Annotated in this window: 15 protein-coding genes; 9 read left to right on the top strand and 6 right to left on the bottom strand. The window is 69.9% G+C overall.

Annotation, left to right across the window (positions count from 1 at the left end; translation table 11 throughout):
• Positions 1–82: 82 nt before the first annotated feature.
• The 4 genes from ABZV44_RS02455 to ABZV44_RS02440 all read left to right on the top strand — a co-directional run bounded on the left by ABZV44_RS02455 (position 83) and on the right by ABZV44_RS02440 (position 6,507).
• The gene (locus ABZV44_RS02455) at positions 83–3,613 is read left to right on the top strand and encodes an amino acid adenylation domain-containing protein (RefSeq protein WP_354830921.1); all 3,531 of its coding nucleotides are present in this window, start codon (positions 83–85) and stop codon (positions 3,611–3,613) included.
• Between the two features lie 282 nt (positions 3,614–3,895).
• A complete protein-coding gene (locus ABZV44_RS02450; RefSeq protein ID WP_354830919.1) occupies positions 3,896–4,777 on the top strand; it encodes an oxidoreductase in 882 nt (293 codons plus the stop codon).
• Between the two features lie 19 nt (positions 4,778–4,796).
• On the top strand, positions 4,797–5,159 hold the full coding sequence (locus ABZV44_RS02445) for a PH domain-containing protein (RefSeq protein ID WP_354830917.1): 363 nt from the start codon (positions 4,797–4,799) through the stop codon (positions 5,157–5,159).
• A gap of 250 nt (positions 5,160–5,409) precedes the next feature.
• Positions 5,410–6,507, top strand: a complete 1,098-nt coding sequence (locus ABZV44_RS02440) for a 3-deoxy-7-phosphoheptulonate synthase (RefSeq protein WP_354830915.1) — start codon at positions 5,410–5,412, stop codon at positions 6,505–6,507.
• A 128-nt stretch (positions 6,508–6,635) separates the two neighbouring features.
• On the opposite strand, the gene ABZV44_RS02435 is transcribed toward ABZV44_RS02440, so the two are convergent.
• Positions 6,636–7,217 (bottom strand): GNAT family N-acetyltransferase, encoded by a 582-nt coding sequence (locus ABZV44_RS02435; protein WP_354830911.1) that lies wholly within the window; start codon positions 7,215–7,217, stop codon positions 6,636–6,638.
• A 96-nt stretch (positions 7,218–7,313) separates the two neighbouring features.
• Here ABZV44_RS02435 and sigJ point away from each other — a divergent pair, with 96 nt between their 5' ends.
• The 3 genes from sigJ (at position 7,314) to ABZV44_RS02420 (ending at position 10,282) form a co-directional block, all read left to right on the top strand.
• Positions 7,314–8,243, top strand: a complete 930-nt coding sequence (gene sigJ / locus ABZV44_RS02430) for an RNA polymerase sigma factor SigJ (RefSeq protein WP_354830908.1) — start codon at positions 7,314–7,316, stop codon at positions 8,241–8,243.
• A 69-nt stretch (positions 8,244–8,312) separates the two neighbouring features.
• Complete coding sequence (locus ABZV44_RS02425; RefSeq protein ID WP_354830906.1) at positions 8,313–9,497, top strand: pyridoxal phosphate-dependent aminotransferase; 1,185 nt, start codon at positions 8,313–8,315, stop codon at positions 9,495–9,497.
• Positions 9,498–9,637: 140 nt separating this feature from the next.
• On the top strand, positions 9,638–10,282 hold the full coding sequence (locus ABZV44_RS02420; protein WP_354830903.1) for a LysE family translocator: 645 nt from the start codon (positions 9,638–9,640) through the stop codon (positions 10,280–10,282).
• Positions 10,283–10,338: 56 nt separating this feature from the next.
• Here the strand turns inward: ABZV44_RS02420 and ABZV44_RS02415 are convergent, their stop codons facing one another.
• From ABZV44_RS02415 to ABZV44_RS02400, 4 genes are all read right to left on the bottom strand, one after another.
• Positions 10,339–11,742 (bottom strand): M1 family metallopeptidase, encoded by a 1,404-nt coding sequence (locus ABZV44_RS02415; protein ID WP_354830900.1) that lies wholly within the window; start codon positions 11,740–11,742, stop codon positions 10,339–10,341.
• 63 nt (positions 11,743–11,805) lie between these two features.
• Positions 11,806–12,444 carry a LysE family translocator gene (locus ABZV44_RS02410; RefSeq protein WP_354830898.1) on the bottom strand — a complete coding sequence of 213 codons (639 nt, stop codon included), beginning with the start codon at positions 12,442–12,444 and terminating at the stop codon, positions 11,806–11,808.
• A 63-nt stretch (positions 12,445–12,507) separates the two neighbouring features.
• Complete coding sequence (locus ABZV44_RS02405; protein WP_354830895.1) at positions 12,508–13,176, bottom strand: DUF3239 domain-containing protein; 669 nt, start codon at positions 13,174–13,176, stop codon at positions 12,508–12,510.
• Between the two features lie 37 nt (positions 13,177–13,213).
• The gene (locus ABZV44_RS02400) at positions 13,214–14,872 is read right to left on the bottom strand and encodes a DNA repair helicase XPB (RefSeq protein WP_354830892.1); all 1,659 of its coding nucleotides are present in this window, start codon (positions 14,870–14,872) and stop codon (positions 13,214–13,216) included.
• Between the two features lie 228 nt (positions 14,873–15,100).
• Between ABZV44_RS02400 and ABZV44_RS02395 the strand changes: the two genes are divergently transcribed.
• Together ABZV44_RS02395 and ABZV44_RS02390 are read left to right on the top strand one after the other, a co-directional pair.
• Positions 15,101–16,723 (top strand): cellulase family glycosylhydrolase, encoded by a 1,623-nt coding sequence (locus ABZV44_RS02395; RefSeq protein WP_354830889.1) that lies wholly within the window; start codon positions 15,101–15,103, stop codon positions 16,721–16,723.
• Positions 16,724–17,045: 322 nt separating this feature from the next.
• On the top strand, positions 17,046–17,576 hold the full coding sequence (locus ABZV44_RS02390; protein ID WP_354830886.1) for a hypothetical protein: 531 nt from the start codon (positions 17,046–17,048) through the stop codon (positions 17,574–17,576).
• A 93-nt stretch (positions 17,577–17,669) separates the two neighbouring features.
• Here the strand turns inward: ABZV44_RS02390 and ABZV44_RS02385 are convergent, their stop codons facing one another.
• Positions 17,670–19,943 carry a helicase-associated domain-containing protein gene (locus ABZV44_RS02385; protein ID WP_354831627.1) on the bottom strand — a complete coding sequence of 758 codons (2,274 nt, stop codon included), beginning with the start codon at positions 19,941–19,943 and terminating at the stop codon, positions 17,670–17,672.
• Positions 19,944–20,201 lie beyond the last annotated feature (258 nt).

The raw sequence follows: 20,201 nt of genomic DNA, 5'->3' as shown, positions 1-20,201 counted from the left end.
GGGTTACGCTGCTGTCGAACGACATCCGAATTCCGGATCGGCAGCGGCCATCCCCTCCCTCGAGCAAGGAGTACCAGCGGAAATGGAGTCACCCCAGGGGTCAGCGGCGAGCATCGCCCGGGACGAGATCCGCACCGCCGTCGCCGGCCACCTCGGCCTCGACCCGGCCGTCGTCCCCGACCACGCCGACCTCATCGAGCTCGGCCTCGACTCCATCCGCACCATGAAACTCGCGGGTTCCTGGCGTAAACGCGGCCTGGCCGTCAACTTCGCCCAACTCGCCGCCGAACCCACGGTCGCCGCCTGGCACCGCCTCCTCGGCGGGGCGGAATCGAATGACCGGGCGGACGATGTGCTTGCGGCCGCGAGCGAGCAGGCGGATGACGGAAGTCCGTTCGGGCTGGCGCCGATGCAGCACGCGTACTGGGTCGGGCGGGGCGAGGGCCAGGAGCTGGGGGCGGTCGCGGCGCATCTCTATGTCGAATTCGACGGGGCCGGGGTGGATCCGGAGCGGCTCCGGGCCGCGGTCGAGGCGCTGGTGCGGCGGCATCCGATGTTGCGGACGCGGTTCCTGCCCGATGGGACCCAGCAGACGCTGGAGCGGCCGGGCCGGGATGTCTGGAGTGTCACCGATCTGCGCGCGGCCGACCCCGAATCGGTGGAGCGGACGCTGGAGGCGTTGCGGGAGCGCCGGACTCATCAGCTGATGGCGGTGGAGGACGGCCAGGTCATCGATATCGCGCTGACCCTGCTGCCGGACGGGCGCACCCGGCTGCACCTGGATGTGGACATGCTCGCGGCCGACGCCATGAGCTACCGGATCCTGGTGGCCGACCTGGCGCGGCTCTATCACGGCGAGCAGCTGCCGCCGCAGCACTACACGTTCCGGCAGTACCTGGCCGAACATGCCGGTCCCGCACCGGAACACGCCGCCGATCGCGAGTGGTGGCAGCAGCGGCTCGCGGATCTGCCGGGCGCGCCGGAACTGCCGGGCGGCTCCGAGGTCCAGGAGCGGGCGCGCACCGTGCGGCTGCATCGGTGGCTGTCGCCGGAGGCCAAGGCGCGGATGTTCGCGGCGGCGCATGCGCGGGGGATCACCCCCGCGATGGCGTTGGCGTCGGTGTTCGCCGAGACTATCGGCGGGTGGTCGGCGCAGCGGCGGTTCCTGCTGAATCTGCCGCTGTTCCATCGGGAACCGGTGCATCCGCAGGTGGACGGGGTGGTGGGCGACTTCACCTCCTCGGTGTTGCTGGAGGTCGATGTGGCCGAGCCGGCTACCGTCACCGACCGGGCCCGCGCCCTGCAGCGTGAATTGCATGCCGCCGGAGCGCATTCCGGCTACACCGGCCTCGAGGTGCTGCGAGACCTGGGCCGGCTGCGCGGCGAACCGGTGCTGGCCCCGATCGTCTACACCAGCGCCATCAATCTCGGCGAGCTCTTCGCCGACCAGGTCACCGCTACTTTCGGCGAGCCGGTCTGGATCATCTCCCAGGGCCCGCAGGTGCTGCTCGATGCTCAGGTCACCGAGGTCCGCGGCGGCCTCCTGCTGAACTGGGACGTCCGCGCCGACGCCTTCCCGCCCGCCATGGTCGAGACCATGTTCACCCGCTACATCGACGCCGTCCTGCGCCTGGCGGGCAGTGACGAGCCGGACGTAGAGGTCCGCGACGCGGGGTGGGATGCCGAGGCGGCGGTGCGAATTCCGGTGGAGCAGGCGGTGGCTCGCACCCGGGTGAATGCCACCGATGGTCCGGTGAGCGGGCGGGCGCTGCACAGTGGGCTGTTCGAGTTCGCCGCTGCGAATCCGGATGCGCCCGCGGTCATCTGGGAGGACGACCTCGTGGATACGTCCGCCTCCGCAGCACGGGTGCTGACCTATGGCGAGCTGGCCGGGCAGGCACTCGCGGTGGCGGGTGCGTTGCGTGCGGCAGGGGTGCGGCCGGGTGATGCGGTCGCGGTGCAGTTGCCGAAGGGGCCCGGTCAGATCCTGGCCAGCGCGGGTGTGCTCGCGGCCGGCGGCGTGTATGTGCCGATCGGATTCGATCAGCCCGTGGCGCGCCGGGACGAGATCGTGCGGATCGGCACCGTGGTGGCGGCGGTGACGGCCGGGGCGGAGGTCACCGGGGTGCCGACGCTGGCGCTGACCGAGGCGCGGCGGTATCCGGAACCGTTGGCCGAGGCCGTGATTCCGGATACCGAGGCCATCGCGTATGTGCTGTTCACGTCGGGGTCGACGGGACAGCCGAAGGGCGTGGAGGTGCCGCATCGGGCGGCGATGAACACCATCGACGACCTCAATGAGCGGTTCGGGATCGGCGCTGACGATCGGGCGCTCGCCCTGTCGGCGCTGGAGTTCGACCTGTCCGTCTACGACATCTTCGGCCTGCTCAGTGCCGGGGGTGCGGTCGTCGCGCTGGATGAGGGACAGCGCGGCGAGCCGGGGCGGTGGGCCGAAATGATTCGGCGGCATCGGGTTTCGGTGGTCAACTGCGTCCCCAGCCTGCTGGACATGCTGCTCGAGGCGGCCGCCGGGAAGCCGGTGGACAGTGTGCGCATGGTCATTCTCGGCGGCGACTGGGTGGATGTGGCGCTGCCCGGACGGCTGGCCGCGGTGGCCCCGGACTGCCGGTTCGCCGGATTGGGCGGGGCCACCGAGACCGCCATCCACTCCACCATCTGTGAAGTGGTGAATGCCGAAGTGCCGCAGGAATGGTCGGCCGTCCCGTACGGCACTCCGCTCCGCAATGTGCGCTGCCGGGTGGTCGGGCCCTCGGGACGCGACTGCCCGGACTGGGTCACCGGCGAGCTGTGGATCGGCGGGGCGGGCGTGGCCGCCGGGTATCGCGGCGACCCCGAGCGGACCGCCGACCGGTTCGTCACCCACGAGGGCCTGAACTGGTACCGCACCGGTGATCTGGCGCGGTACCTGCCGGACGGCTGCCTGGAGTTCCTGGGCCGCGCCGACCATCAGGTCAAGATCCGCGGGTATCGCGTGGAACTCGGCGAGGTGGAGAGCGCCCTGCGCGCCCTGCCGGGTGTGCGGCACGCCATCGCGGCGGTGATCGGCGCGGCCGCACCGAAACTCGCGGCGATCGTGGTGGCGGGCGAGGGCGTCACCCTCGAGGTCCCGGCCCTGCTGGCGGCCGCCGCGGACCTGCTGCCCGCCTACATGATTCCGTCCCGGGTCGAACTGCTGGCCGAGCTGCCCTTCACCTCGAACGGCAAACCGGACCGCAAGGCCATCGCGACCCTGCTGGCCGCGGGTGATCGGGACGGCGAATTCGTCGCTCCCCGAACCGGTATCGAGCGCGCCGTGGCCGACATCGTCGCCACGGTGCTGGGCCGCGAGCGGGTCGGCGTGACCGACGACTTCTTCGCCCTCGGCGGCGATTCGGTGCTGGCGACCGCGGTCGTCGGGCGCGTGCGGGATTGGCTGGATTCCCCGGACACCGTGGTCGCCGACTTCTTCGCGGCCCGCACGGTCGCGGGACTGGCCCGCCGCCTGCTGGATCGTGAGGAGCGGGCCGGCGCGGCCGGCCGGCTGGACGAGGTGGCCCGCCTCTACCTGGAGGTGGCCGCCATGTCCGACGACGAGGTCCTCGCCCTGTCCTGAAAAGCCCGATCCCTCTCGGTGAGGGTGGTCTCGATGTCCGTGGCGGTCACAATGTCAGATCAGCACCAGAACGTCAGATCAGCACCAGAACGCCCAGCAAACCCGGGAGCAGCAGGGTGCTCATGGTCGCGGACGCTACCGCTCGGGCAGGTCGCAAGGGTCGACGGCGAGACGGGCACGACGCGCCGGAGCACCCTCGGCAGGCGTCGGCAAATTCCGAATCCGGGAGCGGTTCGCGCCGAGATCAGACGAGCACGCCGCCGCGCCCCTAGACTCGACCCCGTGAGTGGTTGGGACATCTCCGACATCCCCGATCAGGCGGGCCGGACGGTCATCGTGACCGGCGCCAACAGCGGGCTGGGCGCGGTCACCGCGCGTGCGCTCGCCGGCGCCGGGGCGCGCGTGATCATGGCGTGCCGCAATGAGGTCAAGGCGCGGGCCGTCGCCGACGAGATCGGCCCCAATGCCCAGGTGCGCCGGCTGGATCTGGCGGACCTGACCTCGATCCACGAGTTCGCCGACTCCGTCGACGGCGCCGACGTGCTGATCAACAATGCGGGCGTGATGGCGGTGCCGTTCAAGCGCACCACCGACGGCTTCGAAATGCAGATCGGCACAAACCATCTCGGTCATTTCGCGCTGACCGGGCTGCTGCTGGACAAGATTCGCGACCGGGTGGTCACGCTCTCCAGCGGCATGCACGCCATCGGCCGCATCGACCTCGAGGATCTCAACTGGGAGCGGCGCTCCTATCAGCGCTGGGCCGCCTACGGGCAGTCCAAGCTGGCCAATCTCATGTTCGCGCGGGAACTGCAGCGCCGCCTGACAGCCGCCGGATCCACCAAGGTGTCGGTGGCCGCACATCCCGGCTACGCCGCCACCGAGCTGCAGGGGCACACCGAATCCCTGTACGACACGCTCATGTCCATCGGCAACCGGCTGTTCGCGCAGAGCGCCGAAATGGGCTCGCTGCCAACGCTGTTCGCCGCCACCTCGGAGGTCGAGCCGGGTGGCTTCTACGGCCCGACCGGGCTGCGCGGCATGCGCGGCTACCCCGGGCCCAGCACCTCCACCGCCGCCTCCAAGGACGAGGTGATGGCGCGGCGGCTGTGGGAGCTGTCCGAGCAACTGACCAAGGTCACCTATCCGTTCGTTCGCCGCTGACCCGGAGGCCGGAGAACCGATGAGCATTCCATTCGACCGGCGGGATCAGCTCGACAAGATCCAGCAGGGACTGCTGCCGGGTGAACAGATCCTGGCCGTGTACGACGCCATCGGGGTGGGCACCGGATTCCTGGGGATCACCGACCGGCGGGTCGTCATCCAGGACAACTCGTTCGTCGGGAAGAAGATCGCCATCACGAGCATCCCGTACGCGCGGATCTCGAGCGTCAGCATCCTGACCAACAAGTCGTTCGCGGGACAGTTCTTCTCCTCCGGGCACATCGCCATCAGCACCGGGCACCACACCTACGAGGTGGAGTTCCGGGGCGACGAGAAGACCCGCCACGTGCACGATGTGATCCTGCACTACATCCTGCGCTGACCTGGTTCGTCCCAGTATGTGAGAGGCCTGTCCCATCGATAGTGTTCCACGCCACAGGCACGATTCGGGATCTCTGGTACAGTCCGGTGCATGCAGCGTGTGTATTTCTGGTTTAGCCAGCCGGCCCCGGGTGGGTCGCGCGGCGTGAACCTGCGCTGACATCCTCCACCCCGAGCCGGACGAAAACAGACCGGCTCGAAGGGGTTTCGAAGAACTCTCCGTGGGTCGGCCTGGGACAGGAAACCCACCCATGACCACCACCGCCGATCTCGACAAACGGCATGCCGATCTGGACGATCAGCGCACGCTCAGCGTGAGCCCGCTGCGGTCGCCCCGTGAGATCCGTGCCGCCCACCCGATCGACGACACCCTCGCCGACACCGTGCGCGCCGGCCGCAAGGCCACCGTCGACGTGCTCAACGGCTCCGACGACCGCCTGATGGTGATCGTCGGCCCGTGCTCGGTGCACGACCCCGACGCCGCCATGGACTACGCCCGCCGGCTCGCCGCCAAGGCCGCCGAGCTGGACGACCGGCTGCACGTGGTGATGCGCGTCTACTTCGAGAAGCCGCGCACCACGCTGGGCTGGAAGGGTCTCATCAACGACCCGCACCTGGACGGCAGCTTCGACATCAACACCGGCCTGGACCTGGGCCGTCGCCTGCTGGTCGACATCACCGCGCTGGGGCTGCCGGTGGCGTGCGAGTTCCTGGACCCGATCACCCCGCAGTACATCGCGGACCTGGTCGCCTACGGCGCGATCGGCGCGCGGACCGCGGCCAGCCAGGTGCACCGGCAGCTGTCCTCGGCGCTGTCCATGCCGGTCGGCATCAAGAACGGCACCGACGGCGACGTGCAGGTCGCGGTGGACGGCGTGCGCGCCGCGGCCGCCTCGCACGTCTTCCCCGGCACCGACCTGGACGGGCGTTCCGCGCTCATCCGCACCGCGGGCAACCCGGACTGCCACGTCATCCTGCGCGGCGGCAGCAACGGGCCCAACTTCGACGCCGCCTCCTGCGCGGAAGCCCTGCTGCGCCTGGAGAAGTCGTCGCTGCCGCAGCGGCTGGTCGTGGACGCCTCGCACGGCAACTCCAACAAGGACCACAACAAGCAGATCGACGTCGTCACCGATCTCGCCGAGCGGATCGCGGCGGGCGAGGACACCGTGGTCGGTCTCATGATGGAGTCCTTCATCGTGGCGGGCCGCCAGGACCTCACCCTCGGCCACCCGGAGGCGCTCACCTACGGGCAGTCCATCACCGACGCGTGCATCGACTGGGACACGACCGCGGCCCAGCTCGATCGGCTCGCCGACGCCGTCACCCGCCGCCGCGAGGCCCGCGGCTAGCCGGCCCGGCCATCTGACCAGCACCCGCTCGTCGCGATTTCACCTCGCACGAAACGAGTCCGGCGTGCACACTATGTTCGGCGCACACCCAGTCCGGCGGGTGTGCGCCGAACCTGTTTCCGGGTGTGTCAGACACCCTCGGGCCAGTGCGGGCTGGGCGTCGCGGGGTCGTCGCGCAGGCGGCCCGCCACCCAGGTGTCGCGGCGGACGCCGCGCTGGAGCGAGCCGCCGCGCAGCAGTCCCTCATAGTGGTAGCCGGCGCGGCGGGCCACCGCCGCGGAGGCGTGATTGCCGACGAAGGCGCGCCACTCCAGCCGCTCGAAGGCCAGCCCGGCGGGATCCAGTCCCACCGCGGTGACCAGGAGCGCGGCCCGGGTCATCAGGCCCTCGCCGCGGGCGGCGGGGGTGAGCCAGAAACCGATCTCGGCGGTGTCCTCGTCCCGGCGGCGATTGGGCACGGTCAGGCCGATCATGCCGACCACCGGCCCGTCCGTGGCGCGGCGCAGCGCCCAGGTGGGGCTGCGGGTGGCCCAGCCCGGGCCGACGATGTCGTAGATGAACTTCTCGGCGTCGGCGCGGTGATAGGGGACCGGCATGGTGGTCCAGGCGCCGATGGACGGTTCCTGACACAGCGCCGTGATGGCGTCGATGTCGGAAACTGCGGGCGGCGACAGCCGGACCACGCCGTCGGAGAGGAATTCCGCGTCCATGCGGTCATGCTGTCACGGAAACGTGCGCGGGCACAGCGGGTTCTGGCCACCGGGGCGGTGACGAGGTTGTCGGAGCCCGGCCGTAGGATCGATCCGATGGTTGCCGCTCTCCTTGCCGACTTGTTCGAAACGCATCGGCCGCATCTGCTCTCGGTGGCCTACCGGCTCACCGGCAGCGTCAGCGACGCCGAGGACGCGGTGCAGGAGAGCTGGCTGCGGCTCGCGGTGGCCCGCCAATCCGAGATCGAGGATCTGCGCGCCTGGCTCACCACGGTGGTCGGCCGCATCTGCCTGGACCGGCTGCGCAGCGCCGCGGTCCGGCGGGAAAAGTATGTGGGGCAATGGCTCCCGGAGCCGGTGGTCAGCGCGGTGACGCCCTCCAGCACCCCGGACCCGCTGGCGGCCGTGGTGCGCAAACAGGAATTCCGCTTCGCCGCCCTCGTGGTGCTGGACACGCTGACCCCGCCGCAGCGCGTGGCATTCGTTCTGCACGACGGCTTCTCGGTGCCGTTCAGCGAAATCGCCGACATCCTGGGCATTTCCGTGGACTCCGCGCGACAGCTGGCCACCCGGGCCCGCAAGGCGGTGGCGGCCGCGCCCGCCCCGGTCACCGACGACGAGCACAATGCCGCGGTGCGGCGACTGCTCGCAGCGCTGGGCAGCGGCGACGTCGCCGCCATCGTGGCCGCGCTGCACCCGGACGTGCGTACCGTGGGCGACGGCGGCGGCACCGTGTCCACCGCCATCAATGTGGTTGCGGGCGTGGACAAGAACGTCCGCCTCTGGCTGGGCCTGTGGCGCCGATTCGGGCTCTTCGACGCCGAGCACATCGGACCCGCCCGGCAGCTCGAACCGGTGCTGGTCAACGGGCAGTGGGGAATCCTCGCGCACGCGATCCCGGCCGAGAACGGGTCCGCCGGGAACCCGCAGCGCGTGTACGCCTTCACCGTGCGCGAGGGCCGGGTGTGGGGCGTCTACGACGTGGTGAACCCCGCCAAGCTGACGGGCATCCGGCTGCCGCAGTGAACCGCGGGCCGTCGCTGTGAGGTAGCTCACCGTCGCGGGCCGTTTTCGCCGATGGATTAGGCTCCGGACATGCCGCGCATTCCCACCGTCGCCCGACTGCAGCCCTTCGCGTCGACGATCTTCGCCGAGATGACCGAGCTCGCCGTGCGCCACGGCGCGGTCAACCTCGGTCAGGGTTTCCCGGACAGCGACGGCCCCGCGGGCATGCTCGAGGTGGCGCGGCAGGCCATCGCCGACGGGTTCAACCAGTACCCGCCCGGCCGCGGCGTGCCGGTCCTGCGGCAGGCCATCGCCGCCGACCGCGCCCGCCGCTACGGCACCCACTACGACCCGGACACCCAGGTGCTGGTCACCGTCGGCGCCACCGAGGCCATCGCGGCCACCGTGCTCGGACTGGTCGAACCCGGCGAGGACGTGGTGCTCATCGAGCCCTACTACGACTCCTACGCCGCCGCCATCGCGCTGGCCGGGGCGCGGCGCCGCACCGCGCGGCTGGTGCCCGACGGCGACGGCTTCGCCCTCGACCTGAACAGCCTGCGTGCCGCCATCACCCCGAAAACCCGTCTGCTGCTGCTGAATTCGCCGCACAACCCCACCGGGACCGTACTCTCGCGCGCCGACCTCACCGCCATCGCGGACATCGCCATCGAACACGACCTGTACGTCATGTCGGACGAGGCGTACGAGCACCTCTACTACGACGGGCACGAGCACATCAGCCTGTCCACCCTGCCCGGCATGTTCGAGCGCACCATCGTGATCTCCAGCGCCGCAAAGACATTCAGCGTCACCGGCTGGAAGATCGGCTGGGCCTGCGCGCCCGCGCCGCTGCTGGACGCGGTGCTCGCCGCCAAGCAGTTCCTCACCTTCGTCGGCGGCGGGCCGTTCCAGCCCGCGGTCGCGCACGCGCTGAACACCGAGCAGCAGTGGGTGGCCGCGCTGCGGGACACGCTGTCGGAGAAGCGACTTCGGCTCTCGGCCGCGCTCGCCGACGCCGGGTTCGGGGTGAAGCGCAGTGACGGCACCTATTTCGTGTGCGCCGACATCACGCCGCTGGGCGCGAGCGACGCCTACGCCTTCTGCAAAGAGCTGCCCGAACGCCTCGGCGTGGCCGCGGTGCCGGTGAGCGTCTTCGCCGACGACAAGGCCGCCTGGAACCACCTGGTGCGCTTCACCTTCTGCAAGAAGGAAGAGACCATCGCCGAGGGTGTCCGCCGCCTGCGCGCGGGCCACACCGCCGACATCGTCCGCTAGCGCCGGACTTCGGAAAGCCGTCCTCACAGTCGGCAACTGACGCCGCCGATCCGGCTGTGCGTGATGGCTCTGGGTTCGGGGTCCAGATGGTGGTGAGTGGACCGCGACAGCGGGTGGGCAGGGCTCGGAGAATTGGCCGGGTGATCGAGACGAGTGCGGTGCTGGGGGTGGCCGTGGCGGCGCTGGGGCTGGTGCTCACGCCGGGGCCGAACATGATGTATCTGGTGTCGCGGACCGTGTCGCAGGGGCGGCGGGCCGGGCTGGTGTCGCTGGCGGGGGTAGCGGTCGGGTTCGGGGTGTATCTGGCGGCCGCGACCGCGGGGATCACCGCGGTGTTCGCCACGGTGCCGGCGCTGTATCTGACGCTGAAGGTGGCGGGCGCGGTGTACCTGCTCCATCTGGCGTGGAAGACGTTCCGGCCCGGCGGGGTTTCGCTGTTCACGCCGACCGAGCTGCCCGCGGATCCGACGCGGCGGCTGTTCACCATGGGGCTCGTCACCAATCTGCTGAATCCGAAGATCGCCATCCTGTACATGGCGCTGATTCCGCAGTTCGTGGTGCCCGCGCACGGGCGGGTGTGGCTGCAGAGCCTCTGCCTGGGCGCGGTGCAGATCAGCATCGCCATCACCGTGAACGGATTGATCGTGCTCAGCGCGGGCGCCATCGCGACCTTCCTGGCGCGGCGGCCGCTCTGGCTGCGGGCCCAGCGGTTCGTCACCGGCTCGGTGCTCGGCGCCATGGCCGCGCTGGTGCTGTCGGACCGTACCCGCCCGCTTCCGGCCTGACCGGATCACGGTCGCCGCTGCGGTGGCCCGCCGCGCATTCCGCGGCGGGCAACGTCTCACGCGCGCAGGCTGCCGGGGTAGAGGAACTCGTCGGCGGGACGGTCGGTGCGGTCGAGCCAGGCGGTGAAGAAGCCCTTCAGATCGCGGGGTGTGCGGGTCTGCATGAACGCGCGGAACTCGGGCATGGAGGCATTCCCGTACTCGTGTCCCATGACGAAGTCGCGGACCGCCGGAAAGAAGGCGTCATCACCCATGGTTCGGCGCAGCGCGTGCAGGAACAGCGGGCCGCGGTAGTAGACCGAGGTGAATTCGCTACCCTTGCCGGGGTTCTGGAGCGGGATCTCCCAGAACTTCGGATCGTCATGGTATTTCGCGATGGTCTCCCGGTACTCGGCGTCGACGTCCTTGCCGTCCTTGCGTTCCGGCCACAGGTAGTCGGCGGTGTAGCTGGCGAAGCACTCGTTCAGGCAGACGTCCGACCACTGCTTCACCGACACGGAGTCGCCCCACCACTGGTGGGTGATCTCGTGCACCACGGTGTCCAGATCGGTCCAGGGCGCGTAGATGGGCCGGGTCTGGGTCTCCAGCGAGAACTGCAGATCGGTGTCGACGTAGATGCCGCCACCGGTGTCGAACGGGTACGGCCCGTACAGCTGTTCCTGGAAGTCCAGGATCTCCGGCAGCCGCGACTCCACCTCCCTGGCCTTCGACGCGTCCGGCGCGAACGCGCTCAGCAACGGAGTTCCATTGGCGCGCCGCTGTTCCAGGAACTGGAACCGGTCGATGGCGATGGTGGTCAGGTAGCCGACCACCGGCTGGCGCATCTCCCAGGAGACGGTGCGGTCCGCGCCCTGCACGGTGTCGGACACCTTGTCGCCGTTGGACATCACCTCCCACTCCTGCGGCACTGTGGCGTGCAGCGTGAAAGTCGCCTTGTCCAAGGGCGTGTCGTTGAGCGGGTACCAGGCGCTCGCCGAATGCGGTTCGCCCGCAACGAAAGCCCCGCCACTGGGCGAGAACCACCACCCGTCGCCATCGGTGCCGGTGGCCGCGCCCGCATACTGCACCTGCGCGGTGAACGGCAGGCCGGGCAGCAGCGGGATCAGCGGCGTGACGACCAGTTCGTGCTCATCGGTGCGGTCGAACCAGGCCGGCAGCCCGTTGACCGTCACCTTGGAGATCTCCGGCCCGCTGTAATCCAGGTTGAACGTGCGCAGCGCCTGCGTGGCCACCGCGTCGATCCGGGTCGACCCGGTCAGCTGATGGGACGGCGGATCGTAGGAGATGGTGACGTCGTAATGGCCGGCGTGATAGCCGCCATTGCCGTCCATCGGATAGTAGGGATCGCCCAGCCCGGGCGAGCCGGCGAGCGGGTCACCCGAATCCGCCTGCGCGGGAGCCGCATTCGCGCCCGCCAGCAGTACCGCCCCCACCGCCAGGTACCGCCAGTTCCGCCTCATGCGCTGCACCGACCCCTTTCCGTGATCGACCGCCGACCAGCCCGATGCTAATCGGCGCACCCCTCAGTTGGCGCTGCCCGACACGGCGACGCTCGCGCCCAGTCCGATGATCATCACGCCGCCCGCGCCGCCGACCACCTCCAGCCGCCTGGGTGACCGGGCGAACCAGTTCCGCGCGGTACCCGCCAGCAGGGCGTAGACCGAGTCCGAGATCAGCGCGACCACCAGGAACAGCCCGCCCAGGATCAGCATCTGCACCGGGACCGCGCCCGCCCGCGGCGCCACGAACTGCGGCAGCACCGCGGAGAAGAAGATGATGGCCTTCGGATTGGTCAGCCCGACCAGCACCGCCTGGCGCAGCACCCGGCCGTTCTCCATGGGCTCGACCTTCGCCTCGAAGGCCTCGCGCAGCGAACGCCGTTCCCGGACGGCCTGGATGCCCAGGTAGATCAGGTACAGCGCGCCGGCCAGCTTCACGATCGAGAGCGCGATGGCCGAGGCGGCGAGAATGGCGCCGAGCCCGGCGGCGACCAGGCCCAGGATCACCATGACGCCGGCCGAATGGCCCAGCACCGACAGCAGTGCCGCGCGCCGCCCGTAGGTCAGCGCCCGGCCGATCACGAAAAGCACACCGGGACCGGGGATTATGACAATGACAATGGATGCGACGAGAAACGCCAGCATATTCGCGGCGGGAATCATCCGATCATTCTATTTTCGGTGGCCGCGCCTGTCGCCCTTATTGTTGCCTGTCGCCCGGATTGTTCAGCCGCGCAGTTCTTCCGGCAGCTGCTGCGGGTCCAGCAGCAGGCGCTTGGCGTCCGCGCCGCGCACCTTGGTGGCCAGGTCCAGATTGTCGGTGAGCAGTTTCCACTCCACCTCGTTGATGGCCCCGCGTGCGCGCTCGATGATGTTCAGATCCCGGGTGCCCCAGGCGATCGGCATGGCGCTCACCGACTGCCACAGATCCCCGACCGGGCCGGGCGCGCGATCCACCCGCACGGTCACCGCGGGCACGCGCTCCCCGGCGCGGGCCCGATGCCCGGGTAGCGAGCGGACCGTGCGGGTCACCAGCGCGTAGCGCGGCCCCGCGGTATTCGGCTTGGCCAGATCGACCAGGGCCAGCAGGGTGGCCCCGTTCCCGTGGGTCTCCGACACCACGGCGGGCACCAGATCGCCGGCGGCGTACAGCTTGTCCACCCGGCCCCGATGCGGCGTCCAGTACCCGATGAACAGCGCGGTCACCGCGGCGAGCAGGAACGCCACCGCCAGCAGCCAGGACCAGGGGTGGTTCACCCAGATCAGGAATGCCGTGCCCAGTCCCAGCCCGATGGCCGCGCTGTACGCCCAGATGCGAAGCCGCCGCAGGTACGCGACGACCTCGTTGACCGCCCGGGCATGGTCGCGATCCACCGCGAATTCGAAGCGCCGCACGTGCGTCCCTCCCGCCTTATGGAGGCTCTTCCTCCACTTATCCTATCGTCGGCCCCAGCAGGTCGTCCGCATCGGTGATGCGATAGGCATACCCCTGCTCCGCCAGGAAACGCTGCCGGTGCGCGGCATACTCGGCGTCCAGCGTGTCACGTGCGACCACGGAATAGAAGTGAGCCTGGCCGCCATCGTGTTTGGGGCGCAACAGCCGCCCGAGCCGCTGCGCCTCCTCCTGCCGCGACCCGAACGTGCCCGAAACCTGCACCGCCACCGAGGCTTCCGGTAGGTCGATGGAGAAATTGGCCACCTTCGACACCACCAGCACCGGGATCTCGCCGCGGCGGAAGGCGTCGAAGAGCTCCTCGCGCTCCCTGGTGCGGGTGGAACCCTGGATGACCGGGGCGTTCAGATGCTCGCCCAGCTCGTCGAGCTGATCCAGGTAAGCCCCGATCACCAGGCTCGGCGCATCCTGGTGCCGGGCCAGAATCGATTCCACCACAGGCAGTTTCGTGCGCGCGGTGGAGCACAGCCGGTAGCGCTCCTCCGGCTCGGCGGTCGCGTAGGCCATGCGCTCGGCGTCGGTCAGGGTGACCCGCACCTCGATGCAGTCCGCGGGCGCGATCCAGCCCTGCGACTCGATGTCCTTCCACGGCGCGTCGTAGCGCTTGGGGCCGATCAGCGAGAACACATCGCCCTCGCGGCCGTCCTCGCGGACCAGGGTGGCGGTCAGCCCGAGCCGGCGGCGCGACTGCAGGTCCGCGGTCATGCGGAAGACGGGGGCGGGCAGCAGATGCACCTCGTCGTAGATGACCAGGCCCCAGTCCCGGCTGTCGAAGAGCTCGAGGTGCCGGTATTCGCCCTTGGTCTTGCGGGTGATGACCTGGTACGTGGCAATGGTGACCGGGCGGATCTCCTTGCGCTCACCGGAGTATTCGCCGATCTCGTCCTCGGTCAGTGAGGTGCGGGCCAGCAGCTCGCGCCGCCACTGCCGCCCGGCCACGGTATTGGTGACCAGGATCAGCGTGGTCGCCTTGGCCTTGGCCATGGCCGCCGCGCCCACCATGGTCTTGCCCGCGCCACAGGGCAGCACGACCACGCCGGACCCGCCCGCCCAGAAGGAGTCCGCGGCCATCTCCTGGTAGTCGCGCAGATGCCAGGCGCTGGACTCGTAGTCCAGGTTGATCTCGTGGGCCTCGCCGTCCACGTATCCGGCGAGATCCTCGGCGGGCCAGCCGATCTTGAGCAGCATCTGCTTGATGCGCCCGCGCTCGGACGGATGCACGACCACCGTGTCGTCGTCGAGACGCGCGCCCAGCATGGGCTGAATCTTCTTGTGCCGCAGCACTTCTTCCAGCACCGCGCGATCCAGGCTGACCAGTACCAGCCCGTGCGCGGGATGCTTGACCAGCTGCAGCCGCCCGTAGCGGGCCATGGTGTCGACGATGTCCACCAGCAGCGGCTGCGGCACCGCGTACCGGCTGTGGCTGACCAGCGCGTCCACCACCTGCTCGGCGTCGTGCCCGGCCGCGCGGGCGTTCCACAGCGCGAGCGGTGTCACCCGATAGGTGTGGACATGCTCGGGCGCGCGCTCCAGTTCCGCGAACGGCGCGATGGCCTGCCGCGCCGCATCGGCCGACTCGTGGTCGACCTCCAGCAGCAGCGTCTTGTCGCTCTGCACGATGAGTGGACCGTCGGTCACGACACCTCCTGGCTTTGTCCGAGCCCGAATGGGCCTGGTCCATTCTCCAGGAAGTCACCGACAATGCCACGTGACCTGCGTCCTTTTCGCTCATGGCGCACCTGACCGGCCGGGAAGCGGCCGATCTATCTCGCGAAAACGGTCAAGACCCGAGTTTCGGTGGCTACGATCACTCCAAACTTGGACGAATGTCCATTTGGACGATTGACCTGAAAGAACTGAACAGCGATGCCGATACACAGGACCACCACGGCCCGGATCGGGCGCGCCGGGCGCTGGATCCGCGGACTGCTCACCGCGGCACTGGCGGGTGCGCTGATCGCGCCCGCCGCCGTCGCCCAGGCCGCGCCCGCGGGCTCCGCGCTCGCGCGGCTCCACACCGACGGCGTGCGGTTCGTCGACGACAGCGGCCGCGTCGTCCTGCTGCACGGCGTCAACAATGTCGACAAGGAGCCGCCCTTCCTCGAACCCGGCGACGGCCTCACCGTCACCGCCGACGATGCGGCGCTGCTCGCGCGGCACGGCTTCAACACCGTGCGCCTCGGCGTCTCCTTCGACGCGCTCATGCCGACCAGGGGCGTGGTCGACACCGCCTACCTCGATCGCGTCGCCGGCGTAGTGGACACGTTGGCGCAGTACGGGATTCACACTCTGCTCGACAACCACCAGGACGGACTCTCGAGCATCTGGGGCGGCAACGGCTTTCCCGAATGGGCCATCCACGCGCGGCCCAGCGGCCTGGAGCCCAATGTCGGCTTCCCGTTCTACTATCTGATGCCCAGCATGAACTCCGGCTGGGACGAGGTCTGGAACAACACCTACGGAGTGCTCGACTACCTGGGTGACGCGCTCGGGGCGCTCGCGGCGCGGGTGAGCGGACACCCGGGCGCGCTCGGCATCGAATTGCTGAACGAGCCGTGGCCGGGTTCGGCCTTCCTGTCCTGTTTCCCGAACGGCTGTCCGGGCTTCGACGTCAAATACCAGGCGGCCATGCAGAAGCTGACCGATGCCGTGCGTGGCCGTAACGGCGACCTCATGGTGCTGTGGGAACCCAATGTCACCTGGAACGAGACCATGCCCACGAATCTGGGCAAGAATCCGCCGATCAGCGCGCCCGACATCGCCTTCGCGCCACACGACTACTGCATCCCGAGTCAGCTCGCCATCTATTCGGGGCTGCCCGCCTTCCTGCGCGGTCTGTGCCCGGTGCAGCAGGCCAAGACCTGGAGCAATATCGACGCCTTCACCGCCCGCGCCCAGTTGCCCACCCTGGTCACCGAATTCGGTGACGGCGACGCGTCCGTGCTGAGCAATACCCTCGGCCGCGCCGACGAGCGCTTCGTCAGCTGGCAGTACTGGACCTACACCTCGCGGTTCGGCGCGGGCGGGCCGAAGCCGGACCCGTTCCTCGGGGATGTCGGCAAGCAGCTGGTGCGGACCTATCCGCAGGCCACCGCCGGCACGCCGGGGCGGATGATCTTCGATCCCGCCACCGGTGACTTCGCCTACCGGTACACCCCGCGCCCGGCGAGTGGACCGACCGAGATCTATGTGTCGGATCTGCACTATCCGGACGGGTACGCGGTACGGGTCGACGGCGGCCATGTCACCTCCGCGGCGGGTGCCCGGGTGGTGACGGTGGAGGCCGACGCGTCGACGCCGGTGACCGTCTATGTCAACCGGCCGGGGTCGAAGGGTGCGACCGTGCCCAGTGGTCCGATCGGGACGGGTTCGGCGGACGGTGGTTCGGCGAGCGGCTCGGCCGACAGCGGTTCCGCGAGCGGCTCGGCCGACAGTGGTTCGGCCAGTGGCTCGGTGGGCACCGGATCGGGGACCGGTTCGGCACGCTGATGCGCGAAACCCGTTGATGCGCTTGTGTAACGAGTCGAGGGTGGGGAGCGACACAGGGCGCAGGGACAATGTTGGACCTGCGCCCAGTTTGATCCGATCGAGAGGTATAGACCGTGAACGCCTTCAGCCTGCAATTGCTCAGTGCCCTTCCGACCATCCTCGTGAACCTCTCGTGGCTGGGCATGCGCGGGCTGTCCATGCTGCACTGAGAAAATCATGCGATTCTGATATAACCCCCATGTCGGATGCGCGTGCGGGCCGCACACAGGTATTCTCACCGCGTTCACAGCCGTGAATTGTTCGGTGAGAAAGGTTTTCGCTAGTGAAGTTCGCAGGAACGAGGACGCTGGTGCGCCTCGTACTCGCCCTCGTGGCGGTGGCCGTGGCCGTACTGGCCGTTTCCGGCTGTTCGATGCTGAAGGACGCCAGTAAGTCCGACACCGCCAAGTCCAAGGTGGGTGACTGCATCAACGTCATCGAAGGCTCGGCCACCGACTCGAAGACGGCGCCGGTCGACTGCTCCGACCAGAAGGCGGTGTACAAGGTCGCGGCGGTCTACGACAAGAAGACCGACTGCAAGGAAGAGGAGACCTCCTACGAGGAGACCCTCAATGGCGGCACCACCGCGTTCCTGTGCCTGAGCCCGAACTTCAAGGAGGGCGCCTGCTACAACGAGAGCCCGTCCACCGGCTACAAGTACGTGGCGTGCACGGCTCCCGAGGCGTCCTTCAAGGTGCTCAAGCGGATCGAAGGCCAGGACGACGAATTCGCCTGTGACGCCAACACCGCCACCAGCTTCCGCATCATTCACGACCCGAAGACCACGTTCTGCCTAGGTAACCCGAAGGGGTAGCCCGGCGCTCGGGACCTGCGGCCCGGTACGCGGACGACATGACGAATGTCGTTCGGGTACCGGGCTTTTCCTGTTCCAGGGCGACCGAGGCCGCTATTCGACCAGGGCGACCGACGCGATGCGGTGCAGCGTGAAGTGGCGGACCGCGCCGGTGACCGGATCCAGGGCATCGAGCTGGCCGCCGCCGACCTTGAGGGGTTCGACCACGCGCTGGGTGGCGACGCCCTGGGCGTCCACGTAACCGATGTGGACGGGGCGGCGGGTGCGGGCGGCCAGCTGCAGCAGATTGAGGGTGGCGGCGGTGCTGGTGCGGGTGCCGTCGGAGCGCACCGCCTGGCCGGGGCGGACATTGGCGGCGCGTTCGCCCGCGCGGAGTTCGGCGACCAGGGATTCGAGCTGTTCGGTGCTCGGCGGGTTGGGCCGCCAGTTCGGGCGCTGCCGGCCCCGCGCGGACAGGCGGGCCCCGCGGGGTCGCAGGTCGACGATGGCGCCGGACGAATCCTCGCCCGCCGGGCTGAAACCGGCGGCGCGCAGCCGCTCCAGCACCTCGGCCAGCGGCGCCTGCGAGATGGCGACGGTCGGGGCCACGGCACGCAGCGCGAGTTCGCCGGCCACGGGTGCGGCCAGCACCTCCGCGAGCAGCGTCGGGTCCTCACTGCGCACGAAGCTCTGCGCCATGCCCGCGCGCAGGCGTCCGTGGCGGCGGGCCACATCGTCGATGAGATAGGTCAGCGACTGGGGGACCGGGGTGCGGGAGCGCGTGGTGAACAGATTGTGCAGTTCCGCGGCCGTCGCGCCCGCGTCCAGCGCCCGGCGCACCGAGGTGTCGCTGATGCGGTAAACCGTTGCGGCGCCCGCGGATTCGACATCGGCGACCATGGCGACCCGGTCCTGGAGTTCCGGGGTGAGCGGACCGGGCGCGATGACCGTCAGATCCGCCTGTACCAGGACGTGGTCCACCGGCTCCGGCAGCGCGATCGCCATCTCCGATTCGGCGTCCTCCGGACTGCCGTGCAGCAGGGCCCAGCCCGCCGAGCTGAGGGCCCCGCGCGCCACCAGCCCGAGCGCCTCGGCCTCGGCCAGCGTGTTCGCCACCGCCTCCAGCCGGTAGTGCCGTCGCCGGCGCGGTTGCCGCCAGGCCAGGATCCGGCCCAGGTCGGCGGCGGAGACCTCGGTGCCGGGCGGGAATTCGGCCAGCGCGCCGAGCACGGCGTGCCGGTCGCGCACGGCGTGCACATACCGCAGCTCCGTCGACAGCGCGGCCAGGGGCTTGTCATTGGCGTCGCGCAGGCCGATCATCCACGGGAACCGGTCCAGGTCCATCCAGGCCTGCGCCAGCACCGTCCAGCGCCGCGGCGGCACCACCGCGAGCCAGGCGTCGGCGGTGGTGGTGGGCGCCCAGTAGTCTTCGGCGCCGTCGCCGTCGGGCGCGGGCTCGGGAGTGCCCTTGTCGATCAGCCGGGCCGCGGTGAGCACCTCGGCCAGCAGGCCGACCCGGTTCTCGTCGATGCCGGTCTGCTTGGCGACGCGGCGCAGCTCGCGGATGCCGAGACCGCCGGAGCGCAGCACCGGGGCGGGCGACCCGCCCAGCGCCTCCAGCACGGCCGCGCTGTGCCGCAGCAGTTCTCCCACCTCGCCCGCGGCCACCGCATTGATGTCGGCGGGGGCGTGCTTGGTCGAATCCGGGTGCGGCGGCACCAGCGCATGCGGATCACTGACCGGCTCGTTGCGCAGCACCTGCCCGACCGAGACCGGCAGCTCCACGGTCTCCTCGTCGATCCAGTTCAGCAGCCGGTGCGCCAGCAGTCGCTGCACCGGGCGCTCGGAGGGGGTGCCGGGCGCGGCATCGCGGGTGCGCCCGCGCGGTCCGGTGCCGGCCAGCTTCTCCAGCAGGGTCCGCTCCTGCGGGGTGGACGCGGCCAGAGCCGCGGTGATCTCGGGTTCGGTGAGCGCGTCCGGCAGTTCGGTGGTGCTACCCAGCGGCCACGGCAGCGCCTCCTGGGCGGCGGGTGTCACGCGCAGAGCGGTATCCGGGCCCCAGACCAGGGCGCGGGCGCGCAGCTTCTGCAGCGCGGCATTGACGGTGGCCGCCGGAACCCGGTCCGACAGCAGCTTGCGCAGGGTCTTGGCGGGCAGCGGCACGGCGCGGCCGCCGTCGCCGGCCCCTTGCACCACCAGGGTTTCGATGACGGCGAAATCGAGGGTGTCCAGCTCGTCGCCCGCGCGCAGCACCGAGGCGCGCTGTTCGGTCCGCGCGGCCAGCACGGCCATCGAACCGGGCAGGGGGACAGCCAGATCGGGCCGCAACTGCAGCAGCGTCACGAGATCCGCGTCGCTGCGCTTGGAAAGCCATTCGGCCAGAGTCATATCCGCGCGGGCGGCGGATTTCGCGGACTCGGCGGGACGGGCGGCCGCGTCGGCGGTCGTGGCTGAGGTGGGGAGGTCGGTCACTTCACCCGATCCATCGGGCAGCCGGCATGTCGGGCCGGGCGCGGTTCATCGGGCACGGTGCGGACGCGGTTCAGCGGCCGCCGCGGCGACCAGGCGGTAGGTGGGGCTGCTGGCACGGTGCCCGCCCCGCGGGCCTGGGGTCGTATGCGCGGCGGCCGCCCGGGAACGAGCGCC

Origin of the sequence: Nocardia sp. NPDC004860 (assembly GCF_040609015.1) — a bacterium.
Classification (GTDB): Bacteria; Actinomycetota; Actinomycetes; order Mycobacteriales; family Mycobacteriaceae; genus Nocardia.
Note: the sequence above shows the minus strand (reverse complement) of the source record. Positions and strands in the feature narration are given on the sequence as shown.